This is a genomic window from Klebsiella sp. MBT K-1 (assembly GCF_002556465.1).
Lineage (GTDB): Bacteria > Pseudomonadota > Gammaproteobacteria > Enterobacterales > Enterobacteriaceae > Klebsiella > Klebsiella grimontii.
Genome location: NZ_PDEL01000013.1, coordinates 66,042 through 83,780, shown reverse-complemented (window position 1 = coordinate 83,780; position 17,739 = coordinate 66,042). Strand labels below are relative to the sequence as shown.

The following is a 17,739-nucleotide window of genomic DNA, read 5'->3' as shown; positions in this document are numbered from 1 at the left end:
CCATAAATAAAAAATACTATTTAACTAAATAATAAAGGGTTTTCCGATGAATAAAATCTGGGTCGGTTGTGTTCTGACGTCTTTATTTACCCCTCTGGCTAATGCTCAGGCGCCGTTATCCCTTGAGGAGCGGCTGGCACAAATGGAACAACGCCTGAAGGCGACCGAACAGCGGGCGGCCAGCGCGGAGGCGGAGATTCGCGCGTTGAAAAACCAGGAGGCGCCGGCGACGGTGGCGAGCGTCGTGCCGGCTAAGCCCGCTTTGCAGCTTAATGATTATGGTGAGTTAAAATTCTATGGCGACGTTGAGTTTAATATGGACGGCGCCAGCCGTACCGGTAGCCTGACGTCGGTAAAAACCAGCGCCAATAAAAACTGGGCGCCGGGGGATAAAGAGCGCTGGGATATTAACGGACGTATTCTTCTCGGCTTTGATGGATTACGCAAAGGGGCTAACGGTAAATATGCCGGATTCAGCGTGCAGCCGCTGGCGGATATGAATGGCAAAATGAATCTTGATGACGCGGCCTTTTTCTTTGGTCAGCAGGATGACTGGAAAATTAAAATCGGTCGCTTCGAAGCCTACGATATGTTCCCGCTTAATCAGGATACGTTTATTGAATATTCCGGTAATACGGCGAACGACCTGTATAGCGACGGCTACGGCTATATTTATATGATGAAAGAGGGGCGCGGACGCAGCAGCAGCGGCGGCAACTTCCTGCTCAGTAAAAATCTTGATAACTGGTACTTTGAGGTCAATACGCTGGTGGAGGACGGCAGTTCGCTGTTTGTGAATCAGCGCTATCACGGCAACGCGCTGGATAACAGCAAAAACGTGGTTTATGTGCGCCCGGTCGCTGCCTGGCAATCCGGTCCCTGGTCGGTGGCCGCGGCGATGGAGAGCAACCTCGTCAATAACGCTTATGGCTATCAGACTCAGAACGGGCGCTGGGTCGATCAGTCCAGCCGTACCGGCTACGGTATGACAATGAGCTGGAATACGCTGAAAACTGATGCCGAGGACGGGGCGGTGGTGAACGTAAGCACCGCGTATCTGGATGCGGCGGACGAAAAGGATTTCAGCGCCGGTATCAATGCGTTATGGCATCGCGTGGAGCTGGGCTACATTTACGCGCATAACAAAATCGACCAGTTTAATATGTCCGGCGTCAACGCGGAGTGCGATGGCGACTGCGCCATTCTGGCGCCGGGGCGCTACGACATTCACACCCTTCATACCTCATGGCATCTGCCGAATATTATGGATATGCCGAACTTTAATATCTATCTCGGGGCCTATGCGTCATGGCTCGATTCATCGGCGGCGAAAAGCGGCAATACTGATGAACGCTACGGCGCGCGGGTGCGGTTTAAATATTTCTTCTGACGATTTTTCCCGGGTCGCGGCGTAAACGCCTTACCCGGGCTACGGGATCGCAGGCTGCGGTGAACTCGTAGCCCGGGCAGGCGCTTTGCGCCGCCCCCGGGGAAGCCGGGGGATAAGTCCCGGAGGCGATGCCGCGCATCTGTCCGGGCTACCTGTCCGCAGACGGCAGTGAACCTGTAGCCCGGGCAGGCGCTTTGCGCCGCCCCCGGGGAAGCAGGGTGATAATTCCCGGAGGCGATGCCGCGTATTTGTCAGGGGCTAGGGGATCGCACACGGCGGTAGCCCGGCTAAGCACCGCGCGAGCCGGGACGTTGCCGAATCACTACACCTCCGCCAGATACAGCGCGGGCATGCCCTCTTTATCGGAGGTAAACAGCACCCAGCGGTTGTCCGGTGAAAATGACGGATGCGGATGCGTCGCCTGGCGCTCGCCCTCAATCACTTTCCAGGTGGAGTCGTGGCGGCACACCGCGGTCTGCTTATCGGCGGCAATATCAAACATCCAGATAAACGGATCGTTAAACTGGATATCGCCGGTGCTGTGCGGCGCGCCGTCACCGACCACCAGCGAGCCATCGTGATTGCTCATCAAATGTGAACAGGGAGGAATGGCCATCAGCTGGCGGTTCTCCAGGGTTGCCGGGTCGGCGCGATACAGATAGCGATGCGGATCGTTTTCCTGATGCGCGACATAGTAAAGCGCGGAGCCATCCGGTACCCAGAATTCGTGCGTAAAGCTCTCACCCGGCTGGTGCTGGCGCACCTTGCGCATGTTGCTGCCGTCAGCGTTGATAAGCCACATTCTGGCATCGATAGCATCGCGCGGACCTTCATGGCAGAAGGCGATGGTGCTGTCGTCAAACGGGCGGTAAATCGGGTGGCCGAGCCAGCGTTTTTCCTGCAATACCACGCGCTGTTCGCCGCTGCGCAGATCGATATTAATCAACCGGCACTCCGGCTCGGTGAAGTAGAAGGCGCGGAACTTGCCCCAGTCGGTCAACGGCTGCCAGTCGCTTTTTTTGATTTCGATTCCGACCATCTGACTGCAATCGCTATTGGCGACCCAGGTTCCGTAGGCTACCCATTGGTCATCCACCTGATATACGACCTGTTCCTCCAGCGAGGCCAGATCCACGCGGCGCAGCTGCTGGTTGTTTTTCACATACCACAGCGACCGGTCGTCGGCGGAAAGGAAACCGCCAAAGGTGTTATCGCCCGGCCCGTCGGTGAGCTGGGTCGCCTGCTGGCCGGCGATATCGAGTAAATAGTAGTTCCAGTGGCCTTCAAACGCGCCGCCGAAAATCAGCTTGCCGCCATCCCGGGTAAAGCATTTTTGATAGAAATAGTTGCGATGGCAGATAACATGCGGTGGCGTCATCCGGATCACCTGGTGACCGGTTTCGCTGTCCTGCGTGTGCAGAAAGCTCAGCGGGATGATTTTGCCTTTCATGATTCGATTCACTCCTTGCTAAAAAAATACCCCGCAGCCGGAGCTGCGGGGTAGGTTCCGATAACAGGCAATTAGCGCATCGCGCGGCGCAGGATGCGGTCAGACTGACGCTGGAAGTCAATTGCCGTCTCTTCCACGGTTTTCTGCCCGTAGTCGATGTACTGCAGAGAGGTGCCGAACTGGGCGACGATCTGCGGGTCGTCAAAGTACGGCGACACCGAGAGTTTGGCCGGCAGGGACTGCGCCAGACGCAGGCCAGATACCGCCGGATCGTCCTCTTTGATCGCGCCGTTTTCGGTCAGGTACTGCACCGCGACTTTGCTCAACGGCACGCCGCGCTCCAGGCCCAGCGTCTCAACCCCTTCTTTGCTGTTCAGCAGGAAGTTGATCACCTTCGCCGCCGCTTCCGGGTTTTTAGTCGATTTACCAATCGAGAGCATTTGCGCAGGTTTAAAGAACAGACCCGCGTCGGTGGCGCCCGGCAGCATCGGATAGCTGCCCAGTTCCAGCTTCGCCGGCGGCTTCAGGTTGTCGGAGTATTTGTTAATGGTGGAGTTCCACATATAGGTTCCCGCCCACTCACCCTGAATCCACGGCTTCATTTCATACATGTTGCTCTTACCGAACGAGGCATAGTACTTGGTGTCCGGCATCACGTGGCTGTCGATAAGCTTTTTATACATCTGGAAAAATTCGACCCACTGCTCTTTGCTGTAGGAGAATTTTTTGGTTTTTTCATCGATAGCCGGCTGGTTGTACTTCTGAATCATATATGAATTCAGCAGCGCCAGGGTATCCTGGTGCTCCAGCACGACCGGGTAATACTGTTTACCCAGCTTGCTCTCGAAGGTTTTACCCGCCGCCATCAGCTCGTCCCAGGTTTTCGGGTACTCGACGCCCGCTTTTTTCCAGGTCTCGTCGTTGAAGTAGAACACGCGCGCGGTGACGGAGATCGGAATACCGTTAAGCTTGCCGTCCACCGTAGTGGATTGCAGCTCTTTGGCGTCAAACTGGCTCAGGTCGATCACGTCCTTCATCTTATTCAGATCGTAGAAGCCTTCGCCGTTTTTCGAGAAGATCGGCAGCCAGTTCCAGTTGGTTTGCATCACGTCCGGCTCGGTGCCGCCGGCGATTTGCGTGGTCAGACGCGAAAGGTGACCGTCCCAGCCGGTATATTCCGCCTTCACGTTGATATCCGGATTGAGTTTATGGAACTCTTCCAGCGCCTTCAGGGTCACCTGGTGGCGGCCGTTGCCGCCCCACCATGACATACGCAGGTCGACATCCTTCGCCATGGAAGGTAACGCGGTAAGGGCCAAAGTTGCGGAGATTGCGGCGCTTAAAAGCACTTTTTTCATTTTAATACTCCAGGGTTCACAGAGAGATGTTCTGTTCAGTTTTGGCGTCAAAGATATGACACTTGTTGAGATCGAATTTGAAATGCACCTTGCGATGCAGCCCTTTCTCAATCATGGGCTTCGCTTCATCTGACGGCACGCGGGCGGTCAGTTCATAATCGGCGACCTTCAGATAGACGAAGAATTCATGGCCCATGTTTTCCACGCGTACCATTTCGCCGGTGCATGAACCTTCGGCGAACGGTTCATCGGAAATGGAGACAAACTCCGGGCGCACGCCGAAGAACACCTGCTGGTTCTTGTGGGTGTCGACCTTGCTCTGCAGCCTGTCGTTGAGCGGCAGCAGGCCATCGCCAACGGTCAGATGCAGGCGTCCCGCTTGCTCAACCAGCTGGCTGGGACGAATATTCATCTCCGGCGCGCCGATAAACCCGGCCACAAACATGTTTTTCGGCTTGTGGTAGAGGTTGTCCGGGGTATCCACCTGCATGATATGGCCCAGCTTCATCACGCAGATGCGGTCGCCCATGGTCATCGCTTCGGTCTGATCGTGGGTAACGTAAACGGTGGTCGCCGGTTTACCGGATTTCTTCAGCTGCTTGTGCAGGTCGGAAATACGGATACGCATCGAAGCGCGCAGCTTGGCGTCGAGGTTGGACAACGGTTCATCGAACAGGAACACATCCGGCTTCTTCACAATTGCGCGGCCAACCGCCACGCGCTGGGCCTGGCCGCCGGAAAGCTGGCGCGGCAGGCGGTCCAGCAGCTCTTCCAGCTCAAGGATTTTCGCCGCTTCGTTAACCTGGGCTTCAATTTGATCCTTCGGCAGCTTGCTCAGCTTGAGGCCGAAGGCGAGGTTCTCGCGCACCGTCATATGCGGATAGAGCGCGTAGTTCTGGAACACCATCGCGATACCGCGCGCTTTTGGCGCGAGGTTGTTCACGATTTTCTCGCCGATCCGCACTTCGCCGCCGCTGATGGTTTCCAGACCGGCCAGCATGCGCAGGGTGGTGGATTTGGCGCAGCCGGACGGCCCAACGATAACCATAAACTCGCCGTCCGCGATTTTCAGATCGATACCATGTACCGCCTTGAAGCCGTTGGAGTAGACCTTTTCCAGTTTGTTGAAAATAACTTCAGCCATGATATTTCCCTCTTAACCTTTAATTCCGCTGCTGGTAACGCCCTGTACGAAGTAGCGTTGTGCCAGGAAGAACACGATGATGGACGGCAGAATGGAGATGCTCGCCATTGCCAGAATTTCGTTCCACGGAGCGCCTTCCGTGACGTCGATGGACATTTTCAGCGCCAGCGCGATCGGATATTTATCCACGCTGTAGACGTAAATCAGCGGACCGATAAAGTCGTTCATCGACCACATGAACTGGAACAGCGCCACCGAGATAATCGCCGGTTTCAGAATCGGCACCACCACGTACCACAGCACCTGAATGGAGTTACAGCCGTCGATCTGCGCCGCTTCTTCCATGTCGCGCGGAACGCCGCGCAGGAACTGAATCAGCATGAAGACGAAGAACCCCTGGGTGGCGAAGGCCAGCAGCAGGTACAGCGGCAGATAGCTATTCAGCATGCCCATTTCACGGAACATCAGGTACTGCGGGATCAGCAGTACGGTGCTCGGCAGGAGCATGGTGGTGATCAGCGTGGCGAACCAGAATTTCTTCCACGGAATTTCGAAGCGGGCAAAGCCGTAGGCCACGATGGTAGAGGAGATAATGGTCAGCAGCACTTTCGGGATCACATACTTGAAGGTGTTCAGCATGTAGTGGCCGAAGTTGTACTCGGTGCCGGTTTTCCAGCCGTTGATAAAGCCATCCCAGGTCGCGTGGGCAGGCCACAGGCTCAGGGTGGTGAAGATCTCGTGGTTCGGTTTGAACGACGCCGAGAACATCCAGACCAGCGGGTAGAGCATCAGCAGGCCGACGAACAGCAGGATCACATAGCGGATACTGGCGTTGATTTTCTCACGACGCAGCGTCCTCGCGACTTCGCGTTCGGCGATGTCCCTTGCTTCAGACATGTGTTGGATATCAGCCATTTTTGCCTCCCTTATCGGCGGAGTAGAACACCCAATATTTCGAAGACTTAAACGCGATGGCGGCAAAAACTGCGACCACCAGGAACAGCACCCACGCCAGCGCCGCGCCGTAGCCCATATCGAAGTACTTAAAGGCGGTGTCGTAGATATAGAGCGAGAACAGATAGGTGGAGTAGGTCGGGCCGCCGCCGGTAATGACGTACGGGCCGGTAAACTCCTGGAACGCCTGAGTGGTCTGCATGATGAAGTTGAAGAAAATCACCGGCGTGATCAGCGGCACCGTGACCTTCATAAACATCTGCCATTTTGACGCGCCATCGATCATCGCCGCTTCATATTGTGATTGCGGAACGTTCTGCAGCGCCGCGAGGAAGATAACCATGGCCGAACCGAACTGCCAAACGCGCAGCAGGGTAACGGACATCAGCGCCAGCGAGGGCTCGCCGAGCCAGTTGACCGGATCGAAGCCGAGCACGCCAATAAAGCTGTTCAGCAGGCCATCGATAGCAAACAGCGCTCGCCACAGAACGGCAATCGCCACCGAGCTACCGAGGATGGACGGGATATAGTAGGCGGTACGGAAAAAACCGATGCCGCGCAGCTTAAAGTTGAGGACAAAAGCGATCCCCAGGGCGAAAGCCAGTTTTAACGGGATGGTTAAAAAGACATACGCGAACGTCACGCCCATGGATTTCCAGAAGAGGCCATCTTCGGTCAGCATGTAGCGATAGTTTTCGATGCCGTTAAACACCGGTGGACTCATCAAATCGTACTCAGTGAAACTGAGGAAGAAAGATGAAACAAAGGGAAAGGCGGTAAAGACTATCAGCCCTATGATATAGGGCGATATCCATGCCAATCCCAGCATTTTGTTTTCATTCATACATACCTACCTGGCTTGCGAGTTTGTAATACGGATTCGGGGTTACTGCCTTTCCCGCGGCCCGTGCCGCCGGAAAGTTAATGCGTTCCTGGTATGTCAGCGGTAAACCCTTCCCTGGCGATGGTTGATTGGTTGAAACTTTTCTTTCTTCTTATCCCTGAAGAACATGTGTTTTTTGATTTTGTCTTACCCGGCGTCCTGATTTTGTAAAACGCCGTTTTAATTTTATTTTATTGCTATTTATTACGGAGTCATTCGGTTGATCGCGGAAATGTGATCAAAGTCGAAACGATGTTTCAAAAAGGTGCTGGAGCGCGCATTTTGCAGAGATGAGAGGTCAGAGATACGGATGAGAGTCCGACGGAGAGAGGCTAGTCAGGCGAGATTGCTTGCGCTGCTAATCATTGCGGTGCGACATACTTTATGACAATTATTTGTAGCGGAAAAGTTCAGAAAATGGTGGGCATGCGCGGCATGCCCCGGGGAGGAGAGATTACTGTTGCAGAAAATCCTGACGAACGGGGGTAAAGGTATCAAGCAGCGTACCCGACTTCAGGCACACGCAGCCGTGCATAATGTTCGGTTTCTTGTAGAGCGTATCGCCGGCGCTGACCACGTGCTTTTCATCACCGATGGTGAACTCAAATTCGCCGGAGAGCACATAGGTGAGCTGCTCGTGCGGGTGATTGTGCATCGGCCCGATAGCGCCTGCTTCAAAGTTCACTTCAACCGCCATCATCTTGCCATCGTGCGCAAGGATGCGGCGGGTGACGCCATTGCCCAGATCTTCAAGGGTGGTCTCTTTATGAAAAATAAACATCCGCTGGTCCTGTAATTAAATGAAACAATGTTTCATTTAATCTATCGCATAATCTTCTAAAAGGAAACGATCGCCTGGAGAAGTGGAAAGTCGATCACAACTTTGTTTTACTGAAACTTCACGCACGGAGGGATGATGAAAACGATTGGTCTGTTAGGCGGCATGAGCTGGGAATCGACGATTCCTTACTATCGTCTTATTAACGAAGGGATTAAAACGCGCCTCGGCGGGCTGCACTCCGCCAGCCTGCTGCTGCATAGCGTGGATTTCCACGAAATTGAAGTCTGCCAGTCCAGCGGCGACTGGGAGCGGGCGGGCGAGATCCTCGCCCGGGCGGCGCTCGGGCTACAGCAGGCGGGCGCCGAGGGGATTGTCCTGTGCACCAACACCATGCATAAGGTCGCGCAGGCCATTGAAACGCGCTGCGATGTGCCGTTCCTGCATATTGCCGATGCGACCGGCCGGGCGATTACCGCGAAGGGCCAGCGCCGCGTGGCTCTGCTGGGGACGCGCTATACCATGGAGCAGGATTTTTATCGCGGCCGCCTGCAGCAGCAGTTCGCTATCGACACGCTGATTCCAGAGGCGGAAGATCGTGAACGTATCAACCAGATCATCTTCGACGAACTGTGTCTGGGAACCTTTAGCGCAGACTCGCGCGACTACTATCTTCAGGTTATTGAGCTGCTGGCGGAGCAGGGGGCGGAAGGGGTGATTTTCGGCTGTACCGAAATCGGCCTGCTGGTGCCGGAAGAGAGCAGCCCGCTGCCGGTATTTGATACGGCCGCGATTCATGCGGCGGACGCGGTGGAATTTATGCTGTCGTAAGTACCGCTTCGAGCGGGGTGAGGATGCGCGGCATGCTCTCTTGCAGATGGCGAGCGAAAGCATCGACCAGCGCGGAGCCGGGACGGTGCAGCGGGCGCACCAGGCTAACGGTAAAAGGCACTTCAACGCTAAAACGGCGTACCACCACGCCGTTCCCGGCATAATCGAGGGCGGTGAGCGGGTTAACCACCGAAATGCCGACCCCGGCCCGCACCATCGCGCAAATGGAGGCGGCGCTGTGCGTCTCCACCACCATCCGCCGTTTGACCTGATGTTCGACAAACAGGGCATCGAGCAGCTGGCGATAGCTATCGGTGCGCGACAGGCTAATATAGTTTTCGCCGTGAAAATCCACCGGCGTCAGCGCTGGCTTTGCCGCCAGCGAATGGCCCTGCGGCAGTACGCACACTTCATTGAGGGTCAGCAGCGGCGTACGCTCGGTTCCGGCGGGGGTATGCAGGGTTTCCGTTAATCCCAGATCGTGGCGCTGGGCCGATAGCCACTCCTCCAGCAGCGGTGACTCCTGAGGGACGATTTGCAGGCTGACGTCAGGGTAGCGGGCTAAAAACGGCGCCAGCAGTAGCGGCAATAGCGATTGGGAGAAGACCGGCAGACAGGCTATCGACAGCTCCCCCTGGCGGAACTCGCGCAGGCTTTCCGCGGCGCTGACGATTCTGTCCAGGCCATACCAGGAGCGCTGGACCTCTTCAAACAGACGTAATCCCTGAACCGTAGGCTGCAGGCGCCCGCGGGTACGGGAGAATAGCGTCAACCCCAGCACCTTTTCAAAACGCGCCAGCTCGCGGCTAACGGTGGGCTGCGAGGTATGCAGCATGCGTGCGGCCTCGGTCAGATTGCCGGTGGTCATCACCGCATGGAAGATTTCAATATGGCGCAGGTTGACGGCGGGCATGGGTGTTCCTTAAGTGGCGCAAGCCATATCATTTTTGCATAGACTGGCAATAAAACGATATTTTTTATTACGTACGCGCTGTGGCGTAATCGTAAAAAACAGAGATAACGCACACACACAGCACCGGAGTTCTTTATGCCACACTCGCTTTACGCCACCGATACCGACCTGAGCGCAGAAAACCTGCTGCGTCTGCCCGCCGAGTTCGGCTGCCCGGTTTGGGTTTACGACGCGCAGATTATCCGCCGCCAGATTGCCCAGTTGAGCAAGTTCGACGTGGTGCGTTTTGCGCAGAAGGCCTGCTCCAATATCCACATTCTGCGCCTGATGCGCGAGCAGGGCGTGAAGGTCGATTCGGTGTCGCTGGGCGAGATCGAGCGCGCGCTGGCGGCGGGGTACGATCCGCATCAGCATCCGGACGATGTCGTCTTTACCGCTGACCTGATCGACGACGCGACGCTGGCGCGGGTTAAAGAACTGCAGATCCCGGTCAACGCCGGATCTATCGATATGCTGAGCCAGCTGGGCGAAGTTTCTCCTGGCCATCGCGTCTGGCTGCGCGTTAACCCGGGCTTCGGCCACGGCCATAGCCAAAAAACCAATACCGGCGGCGAAAACAGCAAGCACGGGATCTGGCACAGCCATTTAACGGCGGCGCTGGAAGTGATGCGCCGTTACCAGCTCCAGCTGGTGGGTATTCATATGCATATCGGTTCTGGGGTCGACTATGGCCACCTGGAACAGGTTTGCGGCGCGATGGTGCGACAGGTGGTTGAATTCGGCCAGGATCTGCAGGCGATCTCCGCCGGCGGCGGGCTGTCGATCCCGTATCACGAAGATGAAGAGGCGATCGACACCGATCACTACTTCGGCTTATGGAACGCCGCGCGCGAGCAGATCGCTAAACATCTGGGTCATCCGGTGAAGCTTGAGATCGAGCCGGGTCGTTTCCTGGTGGCGGAATCCGGGGTGCTGGTTTCTCAGGTTCGCAGCGTGAAGGAGATGGGCAGCCGCCACTTCGTGCTGATTGACGCCGGGTTTAATGATTTGATGCGCCCGGCGATGTACGGCAGCTATCACCATATTACCGCTCTCGCTGCGGATGGTCGCGATCTGCGCGCCGCGGCGCAGATTGAAACCGTGGTGGCCGGGCCGCTGTGCGAATCGGGCGATGTCTTTACCCAGCAGGAAGGGGGGAAAGTGGAAACCCGCCTGCTGCCTGCGGTGGCGCCGGGGGATTATCTGGTGCTGCACGATACCGGCGCTTACGGCGCGTCGATGTCTTCTAACTACAACAGCCGTCCGCTACTGCCGGAGGTGCTGTTCGACAACGGCAAAGCGCGGCTGATTCGTCGTCGCCAGACCATTGAAGAGCTGCTGGCGCTTGAGCTGCTGTAAAGTGGTACCCGAAGGCCTTTTGCGTTTCTGTCGGGTGGCGGCTGGCGCCTTACCCGCCCTACAGGGGATTGCGGATTTTTGTAGGCCCGGTAAGGCGTTAACCGCCACCGGGCGATTCCAGCTAATTATGTGTAATACGGGCCGGTTGTCACCGACTCGCGCAGCACCAGCTTGCCGGTAAACGGCGGTATGGTCTCGATCGGCTGACCGTTGGCAAGCTTAATGGCCTGATCGATAGCGGTGGTGATCATGTTGTCGATCGGCAAATAGACCGTCGATAGCCCCGGCTCCAGCCATTTCGCGCTCGGCGCGTCATCAAAACCAAACAGCGAAATATCCTGCGGGATCCGCAGCCCTGCCTGATGCAGCGCTTTCGACGCGCCCAGCGCCATATCATCGTTACAGGAAAACAGCGCGCTAAACGGCGTCTTCTCTTCCAGCAGCTCGCAGCACAGCTCATAGCCGCGGCTCATGGTGGAGTCACCGTATTTCACCTTCGCCGGATCCCACTTGATGCCGTGCTTTTTCAGCGCGTTACGATACCCTTCCAGGCGGGCTTTGCCCGTCGGCGTGTGCATCGGCACGGTTAAACAGGCAATATCGCGATGGCCCTGGGTAATCAGGTACTCCACCGCCTGGAACGCCGCATCCTGCTGTTCGAAGAACACGCAGCGCTCCCGCGCCTGGCTAACGTCGCGGTTAATCACCACCAGCGGCATGGCGATGGACTCAATCAGCGACATGATCTTCTTTTCGCTCATATGGCGGGTGTAGAGCACGATGGCGTCGCACTGGCGATCGGCCAGCATCTGCACCGACTCTTCTTCACGCTCCGGCGCATCGTGGCCGTCGGTGACGATCAGCTGTTTGCCCCAGGCTTCCGTCTGGCGGGAGGCCTGCTGCAGCAGGCGACCAAAATAGAAGCCGTCAAAGGTGGAAACCACCAGACCGATGCTGTTGCTGGTGCGGTTCGCCAGCGAGCGGGCGAGAAAGTTAGGCCGATAGCCCAGCTCTTCCATCGCCTTAAAAACCTGTTGGCGGGTGCTCTCTTTCACCTGACCCGTGCCGTTCAACACGCGGGAAACCGTCGCTTTAGAGACGCCTGCGCGAATTGAGACATCCAGCATTGTAGCCATTCATCCGATTCCTGATATCACGTGGTAACCCGCAGTTTATCACAGACATTCAGGGGGATATGGTCTCATGGCGCGGCAAAAAAACCATCGCGATCACGCTTTTACAGGAATTGATCGGGTGGAAAGTAAAACCGCCAATGCGGTATGCCAATTATCGCCTTTCTGGAATACCAATGAGCGGGTTGGGAGCTTAATCACAGAACTTATTTTCACCAGTCGCTATTTTTTGGTATGCCAATAGGTGTTTGGCTGTACACCTGGTGCGCTATAAGCCCTTAAACCTGAGGTATCCTCTATGGCATTGCAGGACAAACTGATCGACTCACTGGGGAGTTTCGCCACGAAATTCAACAGCTACCGCTATATCATGGCGATAAAATCCGCTTTTATTACCCTGATGCCGGTGATCATCGTTGGCGCCTTTTCGGTGCTGATTTCCAATATGGTGCTGGATCCGAAAAACGGGCTCGCCAGCTTTCAGGCGCTCTCGTTTCTGGCGGCGCTGAAACCCATTACCAGCGCCATCAATTACGCCACCCTTAACTTTCTCAATATTGGCGCGGTCTTTCTTATCGGCATCGAACTGGGGCGGATTAACGGCATCAAGAGCCTGTTCCCCGGTCTGCTGGCGGTGATCTGCTTTATCTGCGTCACGCCAACCACCGTCGAGATGATGGTCGACGGCCAAATGCATGAAGTGAAAGATGTGCTGCTGCGCCAGTTCTCCGATACCCGCAGCCTGTTCCTCGGTATGTTTATCGCCATTCTGTCGGTGGAGATCTACTGCTGGCTGGAGGGCCGCAAGGGGCTGAAGATCAAGATGCCGGATACCGTGCCGCCCAACGTCTCGGCGTCATTTTCCGCGCTGATCCCGGCCATTATCACCACCACGGCGATTGCCACCTTTGGCTTTATTTTCCATCAGGCCACCGGCATGTACCTGTATGACGCGGTCTATCAGGTGGTGCAGCAGCCGCTGGAACGCGTGGTGCAAAGCCTGCCGGGGATCCTGCTGCTGATGTTTGTCGCGCAGCTGTTCTGGGTTATCGGCATCCACGGCAACCAGATGATCAAACCGATCCGCGAACCGCTGCTGCTGGGAGCGATCACCGTCAATATGAGCGCCTTTGAGCAGGGCAAAGAGGTGCCGAATATCATCACCATGCCGTTCTGGGATGTTTATATGAGCATCGGCGGATCGGGGCTGACGATTGGCCTGCTGATCGCGGTCATGATCGCCACCAAACGCAAAGAGATGAAAGAGATCGCCAAGCTGTCGATTGGACCGGGCCTGTTCAACATCAACGAACCGGTGATTTTCGGCATGCCGATCATGCTCAATCCGATCCTCGCGATCCCCTTTATTATCACACCGCTGGTGACCGGCAGCATCGGCTACTTCGCGACCGCCGCCGGTTTTGCCGGTAAAGCGGTGGTGATGGTGCCGTGGACCACGCCGCCGCTGATCAACGCCTGGCTCTCCACGGCGGGTTCGATGGGGGCGGTGGTGACGCAGCTTATCTGCATCCTGACCGCGGTGCTGATCTATCTGCCGTTCGTCAAAATTGCCTCCCGCCGCGCGGAAAACGCCCAGCGCCAGGCGGAAAACACACCCACCAGCCAACAGATATGAGGACACGATGACGACAGTAAGGATGGCGATCCCCCACGACTTTATCCTCGGTGCCGCCGCTTCGGCGTGGCAAACCGAGGGCTGGAGCGGCAAAAAAGAGGGCCAGGACTCCTGGCCGGATCTGTGGTACAAAAACGACCGCCACGTCTGGCATAACGGCTACGGCCCGGCGGTGGCGACCGATTTTATCAACCGCTTTCGCGAAGACGTGCAGCTGATGAAGCTGGCGGGGCTGACCCACTACCGCACGTCGATTAACTGGTCGCGCTTTCTCACCGATTATGAAAACGTCACGGTCGATGAAGACTATGCGGCGTACTACGACCAGCTCTTCGATGAACTGCTGGCCAACGGCATCGAGCCGATGATCTGCCTTGAGCATTATGAACTTCCCGGCTATTTGCTGGAGCAGTACGGCGGCTGGGCGTCGAAAAAGGTGGTTGAGCTGTTTGTGCAGTACGCGGAGAAAGTGTTCGCCCGCTATCACCACCAAGTCACGCGCTGGTTTACCTTCAATGAACCGATCGTCGTGCAGACCCGCGTTTATCTGGATGCGCTGCGCTGGCCTTACGAGCAGAACACCGGCACCTGGATGCAGTGGAATCACCATAAGGTGCTGGCGACGGCAAAAGTGGTCCGGCTGTTTCGCGAGAAAGGCTATCGCGGCACGGTCGGCTGCATTCTTAACCCGGAGGTCACCTACCCGCGTTCAAACGCGCCGCACGATGTGCGCGCCGCCGAACGCTACGATCTGTTTTATAACCGGGTTTTCCTCGATCCGCTGGTCCACGGCGTCTACCCGCCCGAGCTGTTGAACCTGCTCGAACAGCACCACGTCTCATGGGATTATGACGCGCAAGAGCTGGCGCTTATCCGCGAAAACACCGTCGATGAGCTGGGGATTAACCTTTACTACCCGCATCGCGTCAAAGCCCCCTCGCGCGCCTGGCATCCGCAGACGCCGTTCCACCCGGCTTACTATTATGAGCCCTTTGAGCTACCGGGGCGGCGGATGAATAGCTCTCGCGGCTGGGAAATTTATCCGCAAATCGTTTTTGATATGGCGATGCGGATCAAGCAGGACTATCGCAATATTCCGTGGTTTGTGGCGGAAAGCGGCATGGGCGTGGAAAACGAAGGGCAGTTTCGCAATCGCGAAGGCGCCATCGCCGACGACTACCGGATCCGTTTTATCAGCGAGCATCTGTGGCAAACGCTGCGCGCGAGGGAAGCGGGGGCCAACTGTCACGGCTACATGCTGTGGGCCTTTACCGACAACGTTTCGCCGATGAACGCGTTTAAAAATCGCTACGGGCTGATTGAAATCGATTTACAAAATAATCGTGCCCGGCGGCCCAAGGCTTCCGCCAGCTGGTTCCGTAAGCTAGGCGAGAGTCGCGAATTGACGCTGGATATTGACGATGAGTGGCGCTAGGCGGACGGAAATTTTGCTAAGATAGCGGCCGATATTGACTCGCAGGTTCATAACGCACAGGTGATATTGTGGAGAAGGCTATCATTCCGCCGGAAAAGAAACCCTACCAGGAAATAGGTGATGATTTACGCGCACAGATTGCGCAGGGGCGCTACCCCATCGGGTCGCGCCTGCCGCCGGAACGCAATATCGCCGAGACCTACGGCGTGAGCCGGACCATCGTCCGCGAAGCGCTGCTGATGCTGGAGCTGCAGGGGACGGTCGATATTCGCCAGGGCTCCGGGGTGTACGTCATGCGCATCCCGCACGAGGACGATAGCGAGGAAGAACAGATGCTGAGCAGCGACGTCGGGCCGTTCGAAATCCTGCAGGCCCGCCAGCTGCTGGAGAGCAATATCGCCGCCTTTGCCGCCAAAATGGCGACCCGCGCCGATATCGATAACCTGAAGCGCATTATCGAGCAGGAGCAGCGGGCCATTGCCGCCAACGATACCAGCCAGGATAACGCCCGTCTGTTTCACCTGGTGCTGGCCGGGGCGACGCAAAATCAGATGCTGCTGGCGACGGTCGAGCGTATCTGGCTGCAGATGGACAGCAGCCCGCTGTGGCAGCAGTTCAACGTGCATATCGCCAGCCGGGCGTACCGGCTGAAGTGGCTCGGCGACCGGCAAACGCTCCTCGCCGCTCTGCGCCGACGCGATGTGATGGGGGCCTGGCAGGCAATGTGGCAGCATCTTGAAAACGTCAAAAACAGCCTGCTGGAGCTCTCCGATGAAGACGCGCCGGACTTTGACGGCTATCTGTTTGAATCGGTCCCAATTTTTCAGGGGAAGCTGGTGTGATCATTCAGCCCCTCCACGCCGCGCCGCAGCACGCTTCACGGGTGACGGAATGGCTATGGCAGGCTTTTGGCGGTGAAACGCTGCCGCAGGCGTTCTTCGCCAGCATTGTCGGGCATAGCCAGACCCCGGGGGCGCTGCCGATAACCTTTATTGCCGCTGAAGGGGAGATGCTGCTGGGCACCGTCGGCCTGTGGCGCTGCGATTTAATCAGCCGTCAGGACCTCTATCCGTGGATGGCGGCGCTCTACGTGGCTCCTGAGGCGCGCGGGCGGGGGTTGGCGGGGAAACTACAGCAGCACGTTATCGGCTATGCCCGAACGCAGGGCTATAGCGAGCTGTTTCTCTACTCCGCCTGCCGCGATTTTTATGAACGTTTCGGCTGGCAGTATATCGGCGAAGGCCTGGATTATCCGGCCGTCGCCGTCAGTTTATACCGCTACGATTTATCGCTATCGAGAGGCGCAATCACCGAGTGACGGCGGACCAGCGTGGGGCTGAAAAGATGGGTAATCTCCGGCGGCGGGCGATGTTCCGCCAGCGCTAACGCCAGCTCCGCGGCCTGCGTCGCCATGGTGACAATCGGATAGCGTACGGTGGTCAAACGCGGGCGCACGTAGCGCGAAATCAGCACATCATCAAAGCCAATCAGCGAAATCTCGCGCGGCACATCAATCCCGTTATCGTTTAATACGCCCATTGCGCCGGCGGCCATTGAGTCGTTATAGCAGGCGACGGCGCTGAAGTTTCTGCCGCGGCCCAGCAGCTCGGTTATGGCCTGTTCTCCGCCGCTCTCATCGGGTTCGGCAAAGGTCAACAGGCGATCGTTACACGGCAGATCGCTCTCTTTTAACGCCGCGTAGTAGCCCTGCAGGCGGTCTTCTGCATCGGAAATAGCGTGGTTTGAGCAGAGATAGCCGATGCGGGTGTGCCCCTGCTGAATCAGGTGGCGGGTCGCGAGCCATGCGCCGTAGCGGTCATCCAGCGCAACGCAGCGCTGCTCGAAGCCGGGGAGGATGCGGTTAATCAGCACCATGCCGGGAATTTGCTTCATCAGCGAGGCCAGTTCGTCATCGGGGATGATTTTGGCGTGGACCACCAGCGCGGCGCAGCGGTGGCGAATCAGCTGTTCGATCGCCTGGCGCTCTTTATGGAGGTTGTGATAGCCGTTACCGATCAGCAAAAAATTACCGGTATTGTAGGCGACCTGCTCGACGGCTTTCACCATCGCGCCGAAGAAGGGGTCGGAGACATCACCTACCACCAGGCCGACGGTTTCCGTTGACTGCTGCGCCAGCGCGCGGGCGTTGGCGTTGGGATGATAATTTAGCGTTTCCATCGCGGCGCCTACCGACTGGCGCGACGCTTCGCTGGCTTTCGGTGAATTGTTGATAACGCGGGAGACGGTAGCGACGGAAACTCCTGCGAGCCGGGCTACATCCTTAATAGTCGCCATACCAGGCCTTTTTTAGGGTAAGCGTTTACATAATGTTTATGTTACGGGAAAGCGCGGCAGATTCAAGGCTTGCGACTTTTGGGTTCATGCAATTGTGACGCAGATTAGCGTTGCGGGTGAAATAGTTACCCACAGGCGAGC

General features: G+C 56.8%; 16 protein-coding genes. 7 read left to right on the top strand and 9 right to left on the bottom strand.

What is annotated here, in order from left to right:
* The first annotated feature begins 46 nt into the window (after positions 1–46).
* Positions 47–1,390 (top strand): carbohydrate porin, encoded by a 1,344-nt coding sequence (locus CMQ96_RS19760; RefSeq protein WP_098067208.1) that lies wholly within the window; start codon positions 47–49, stop codon positions 1,388–1,390.
* Between the two features lie 322 nt (positions 1,391–1,712).
* Here CMQ96_RS19760 and CMQ96_RS19755 read toward each other — a convergent pair whose 3' ends face one another.
* The 6 genes from CMQ96_RS19755 to CMQ96_RS19730 all read right to left on the bottom strand — a co-directional run bounded on the left by CMQ96_RS19755 (position 1,713) and on the right by CMQ96_RS19730 (position 7,960).
* Positions 1,713–2,840 carry an oligogalacturonate lyase family protein gene (locus CMQ96_RS19755; RefSeq protein ID WP_098067207.1) on the bottom strand — a complete coding sequence of 376 codons (1,128 nt, stop codon included), beginning with the start codon at positions 2,838–2,840 and terminating at the stop codon, positions 1,713–1,715.
* A 71-nt stretch (positions 2,841–2,911) separates the two neighbouring features.
* Positions 2,912–4,198, bottom strand: coding sequence for an ABC transporter substrate-binding protein (locus CMQ96_RS19750; RefSeq protein WP_004124644.1), 1,287 nt, complete (start codon positions 4,196–4,198; stop codon positions 2,912–2,914).
* Positions 4,199–4,214: 16 nt separating this feature from the next.
* A complete protein-coding gene (locus CMQ96_RS19745; RefSeq protein WP_004132950.1) occupies positions 4,215–5,342 on the bottom strand; it encodes an ABC transporter ATP-binding protein in 1,128 nt (375 codons plus the stop codon).
* 12 nt (positions 5,343–5,354) lie between these two features.
* Complete coding sequence (locus tag CMQ96_RS19740; RefSeq protein WP_098067206.1) at positions 5,355–6,257, bottom strand: carbohydrate ABC transporter permease; 903 nt, start codon at positions 6,255–6,257, stop codon at positions 5,355–5,357.
* Positions 6,250–7,140, bottom strand: coding sequence for a carbohydrate ABC transporter permease (locus tag CMQ96_RS19735; RefSeq protein ID WP_004115132.1), 891 nt, complete (start codon positions 7,138–7,140; stop codon positions 6,250–6,252). Before CMQ96_RS19735 ends, CMQ96_RS19740 begins: the two co-directional genes overlap by 8 nt.
* 493 nt (positions 7,141–7,633) lie before the next feature.
* Complete coding sequence (locus tag CMQ96_RS19730; protein ID WP_004132953.1) at positions 7,634–7,960, bottom strand: cupin domain-containing protein; 327 nt, start codon at positions 7,958–7,960, stop codon at positions 7,634–7,636.
* A gap of 135 nt (positions 7,961–8,095) precedes the next feature.
* Between CMQ96_RS19730 and CMQ96_RS19725 the strand changes: the two genes are divergently transcribed.
* Entirely contained in the window at positions 8,096–8,788 is a 693-nt protein-coding gene (locus CMQ96_RS19725; RefSeq protein WP_024358557.1) for an aspartate/glutamate racemase, read from the top strand.
* Here CMQ96_RS19725 and CMQ96_RS19720 read toward each other — a convergent pair.
* The gene (locus tag CMQ96_RS19720) at positions 8,775–9,701 is read right to left on the bottom strand and encodes a LysR family transcriptional regulator (RefSeq protein WP_004132958.1); all 927 of its coding nucleotides are present in this window, start codon (positions 9,699–9,701) and stop codon (positions 8,775–8,777) included. The genes CMQ96_RS19725 and CMQ96_RS19720 overlap by 14 nt on opposite strands.
* A 135-nt stretch (positions 9,702–9,836) precedes the next feature.
* Here CMQ96_RS19720 and lysA point away from each other — a divergent pair, with 135 nt between their 5' ends.
* A complete protein-coding gene (lysA, locus tag CMQ96_RS19715; RefSeq protein WP_024358556.1) occupies positions 9,837–11,099 on the top strand; it encodes a diaminopimelate decarboxylase in 1,263 nt (420 codons plus the stop codon).
* 125 nt (positions 11,100–11,224) lie between these two features.
* On the opposite strand, the gene CMQ96_RS19710 is transcribed toward lysA, so the two are convergent.
* Positions 11,225–12,226, bottom strand: a complete 1,002-nt coding sequence (locus tag CMQ96_RS19710) for a LacI family DNA-binding transcriptional regulator (RefSeq protein WP_176518998.1) — start codon at positions 12,224–12,226, stop codon at positions 11,225–11,227.
* Between the two features lie 304 nt (positions 12,227–12,530).
* Between CMQ96_RS19710 and CMQ96_RS19705 the strand changes: the two genes are divergently transcribed.
* The 4 genes from CMQ96_RS19705 to CMQ96_RS19690 all read left to right on the top strand — a co-directional run bounded on the left by CMQ96_RS19705 (position 12,531) and on the right by CMQ96_RS19690 (position 16,621).
* Complete coding sequence (locus CMQ96_RS19705; RefSeq protein ID WP_098067204.1) at positions 12,531–13,868, top strand: PTS sugar transporter subunit IIC; 1,338 nt, start codon at positions 12,531–12,533, stop codon at positions 13,866–13,868.
* 7 nt (positions 13,869–13,875) lie between these two features.
* A complete protein-coding gene (locus CMQ96_RS19700; protein ID WP_004132965.1) occupies positions 13,876–15,303 on the top strand; it encodes a glycoside hydrolase family 1 protein in 1,428 nt (475 codons plus the stop codon).
* 68 nt (positions 15,304–15,371) lie between these two features.
* Positions 15,372–16,145 (top strand): GntR family transcriptional regulator, encoded by a 774-nt coding sequence (locus CMQ96_RS19695; protein WP_004105268.1) that lies wholly within the window; start codon positions 15,372–15,374, stop codon positions 16,143–16,145.
* Complete coding sequence (locus CMQ96_RS19690; RefSeq protein WP_049087301.1) at positions 16,142–16,621, top strand: GNAT family N-acetyltransferase; 480 nt, start codon at positions 16,142–16,144, stop codon at positions 16,619–16,621. Before CMQ96_RS19695 ends, CMQ96_RS19690 begins: the two co-directional genes overlap by 4 nt.
* On the opposite strand, the gene galR is transcribed toward CMQ96_RS19690, so the two are convergent.
* Positions 16,582–17,598 carry an HTH-type transcriptional regulator GalR gene (gene galR, locus CMQ96_RS19685; RefSeq protein ID WP_098067203.1) on the bottom strand — a complete coding sequence of 339 codons (1,017 nt, stop codon included), beginning with the start codon at positions 17,596–17,598 and terminating at the stop codon, positions 16,582–16,584. The genes CMQ96_RS19690 and galR overlap by 40 nt on opposite strands.
* Between the last annotated feature and the right edge of the window lie 141 nt (positions 17,599–17,739).

What these genes read in the sequence shown, in the direction of transcription:
- CMQ96_RS19760 (WP_098067208.1), top strand. Translation starts at nt 47, where the DNA reads ATGAATAAAATCTGGGTCGGTTGTGTTCTGACGTCTTTATTTACCCCT.
- CMQ96_RS19755 (WP_098067207.1), bottom strand. Translation starts at nt 2,840, where the DNA reads ATGAAAGGCAAAATCATCCCGCTGAGCTTTCTGCACACGCAGGACAGC.
- CMQ96_RS19750 (WP_004124644.1), bottom strand. Translation starts at nt 4,198, where the DNA reads ATGAAAAAAGTGCTTTTAAGCGCCGCAATCTCCGCAACTTTGGCCCTT.
- CMQ96_RS19745 (WP_004132950.1), bottom strand. Translation starts at nt 5,342, where the DNA reads ATGGCTGAAGTTATTTTCAACAAACTGGAAAAGGTCTACTCCAACGGC.
- CMQ96_RS19740 (WP_098067206.1), bottom strand. Translation starts at nt 6,257, where the DNA reads ATGGCTGATATCCAACACATGTCTGAAGCAAGGGACATCGCCGAACGC.
- CMQ96_RS19735 (WP_004115132.1), bottom strand. Translation starts at nt 7,140, where the DNA reads ATGAATGAAAACAAAATGCTGGGATTGGCATGGATATCGCCCTATATC.
- CMQ96_RS19730 (WP_004132953.1), bottom strand. Translation starts at nt 7,960, where the DNA reads ATGTTTATTTTTCATAAAGAGACCACCCTTGAAGATCTGGGCAATGGC.
- CMQ96_RS19725 (WP_024358557.1), top strand. Translation starts at nt 8,096, where the DNA reads ATGAAAACGATTGGTCTGTTAGGCGGCATGAGCTGGGAATCGACGATT.
- CMQ96_RS19720 (WP_004132958.1), bottom strand. Translation starts at nt 9,701, where the DNA reads ATGCCCGCCGTCAACCTGCGCCATATTGAAATCTTCCATGCGGTGATG.
- lysA (WP_024358556.1), top strand. Translation starts at nt 9,837, where the DNA reads ATGCCACACTCGCTTTACGCCACCGATACCGACCTGAGCGCAGAAAAC.
- CMQ96_RS19710 (WP_176518998.1), bottom strand. Translation starts at nt 12,226, where the DNA reads ATGCTGGATGTCTCAATTCGCGCAGGCGTCTCTAAAGCGACGGTTTCC.
- CMQ96_RS19705 (WP_098067204.1), top strand. Translation starts at nt 12,531, where the DNA reads ATGGCATTGCAGGACAAACTGATCGACTCACTGGGGAGTTTCGCCACG.
- CMQ96_RS19700 (WP_004132965.1), top strand. Translation starts at nt 13,876, where the DNA reads ATGACGACAGTAAGGATGGCGATCCCCCACGACTTTATCCTCGGTGCC.
- galR (WP_098067203.1), bottom strand. Translation starts at nt 17,598, where the DNA reads ATGGCGACTATTAAGGATGTAGCCCGGCTCGCAGGAGTTTCCGTCGCT.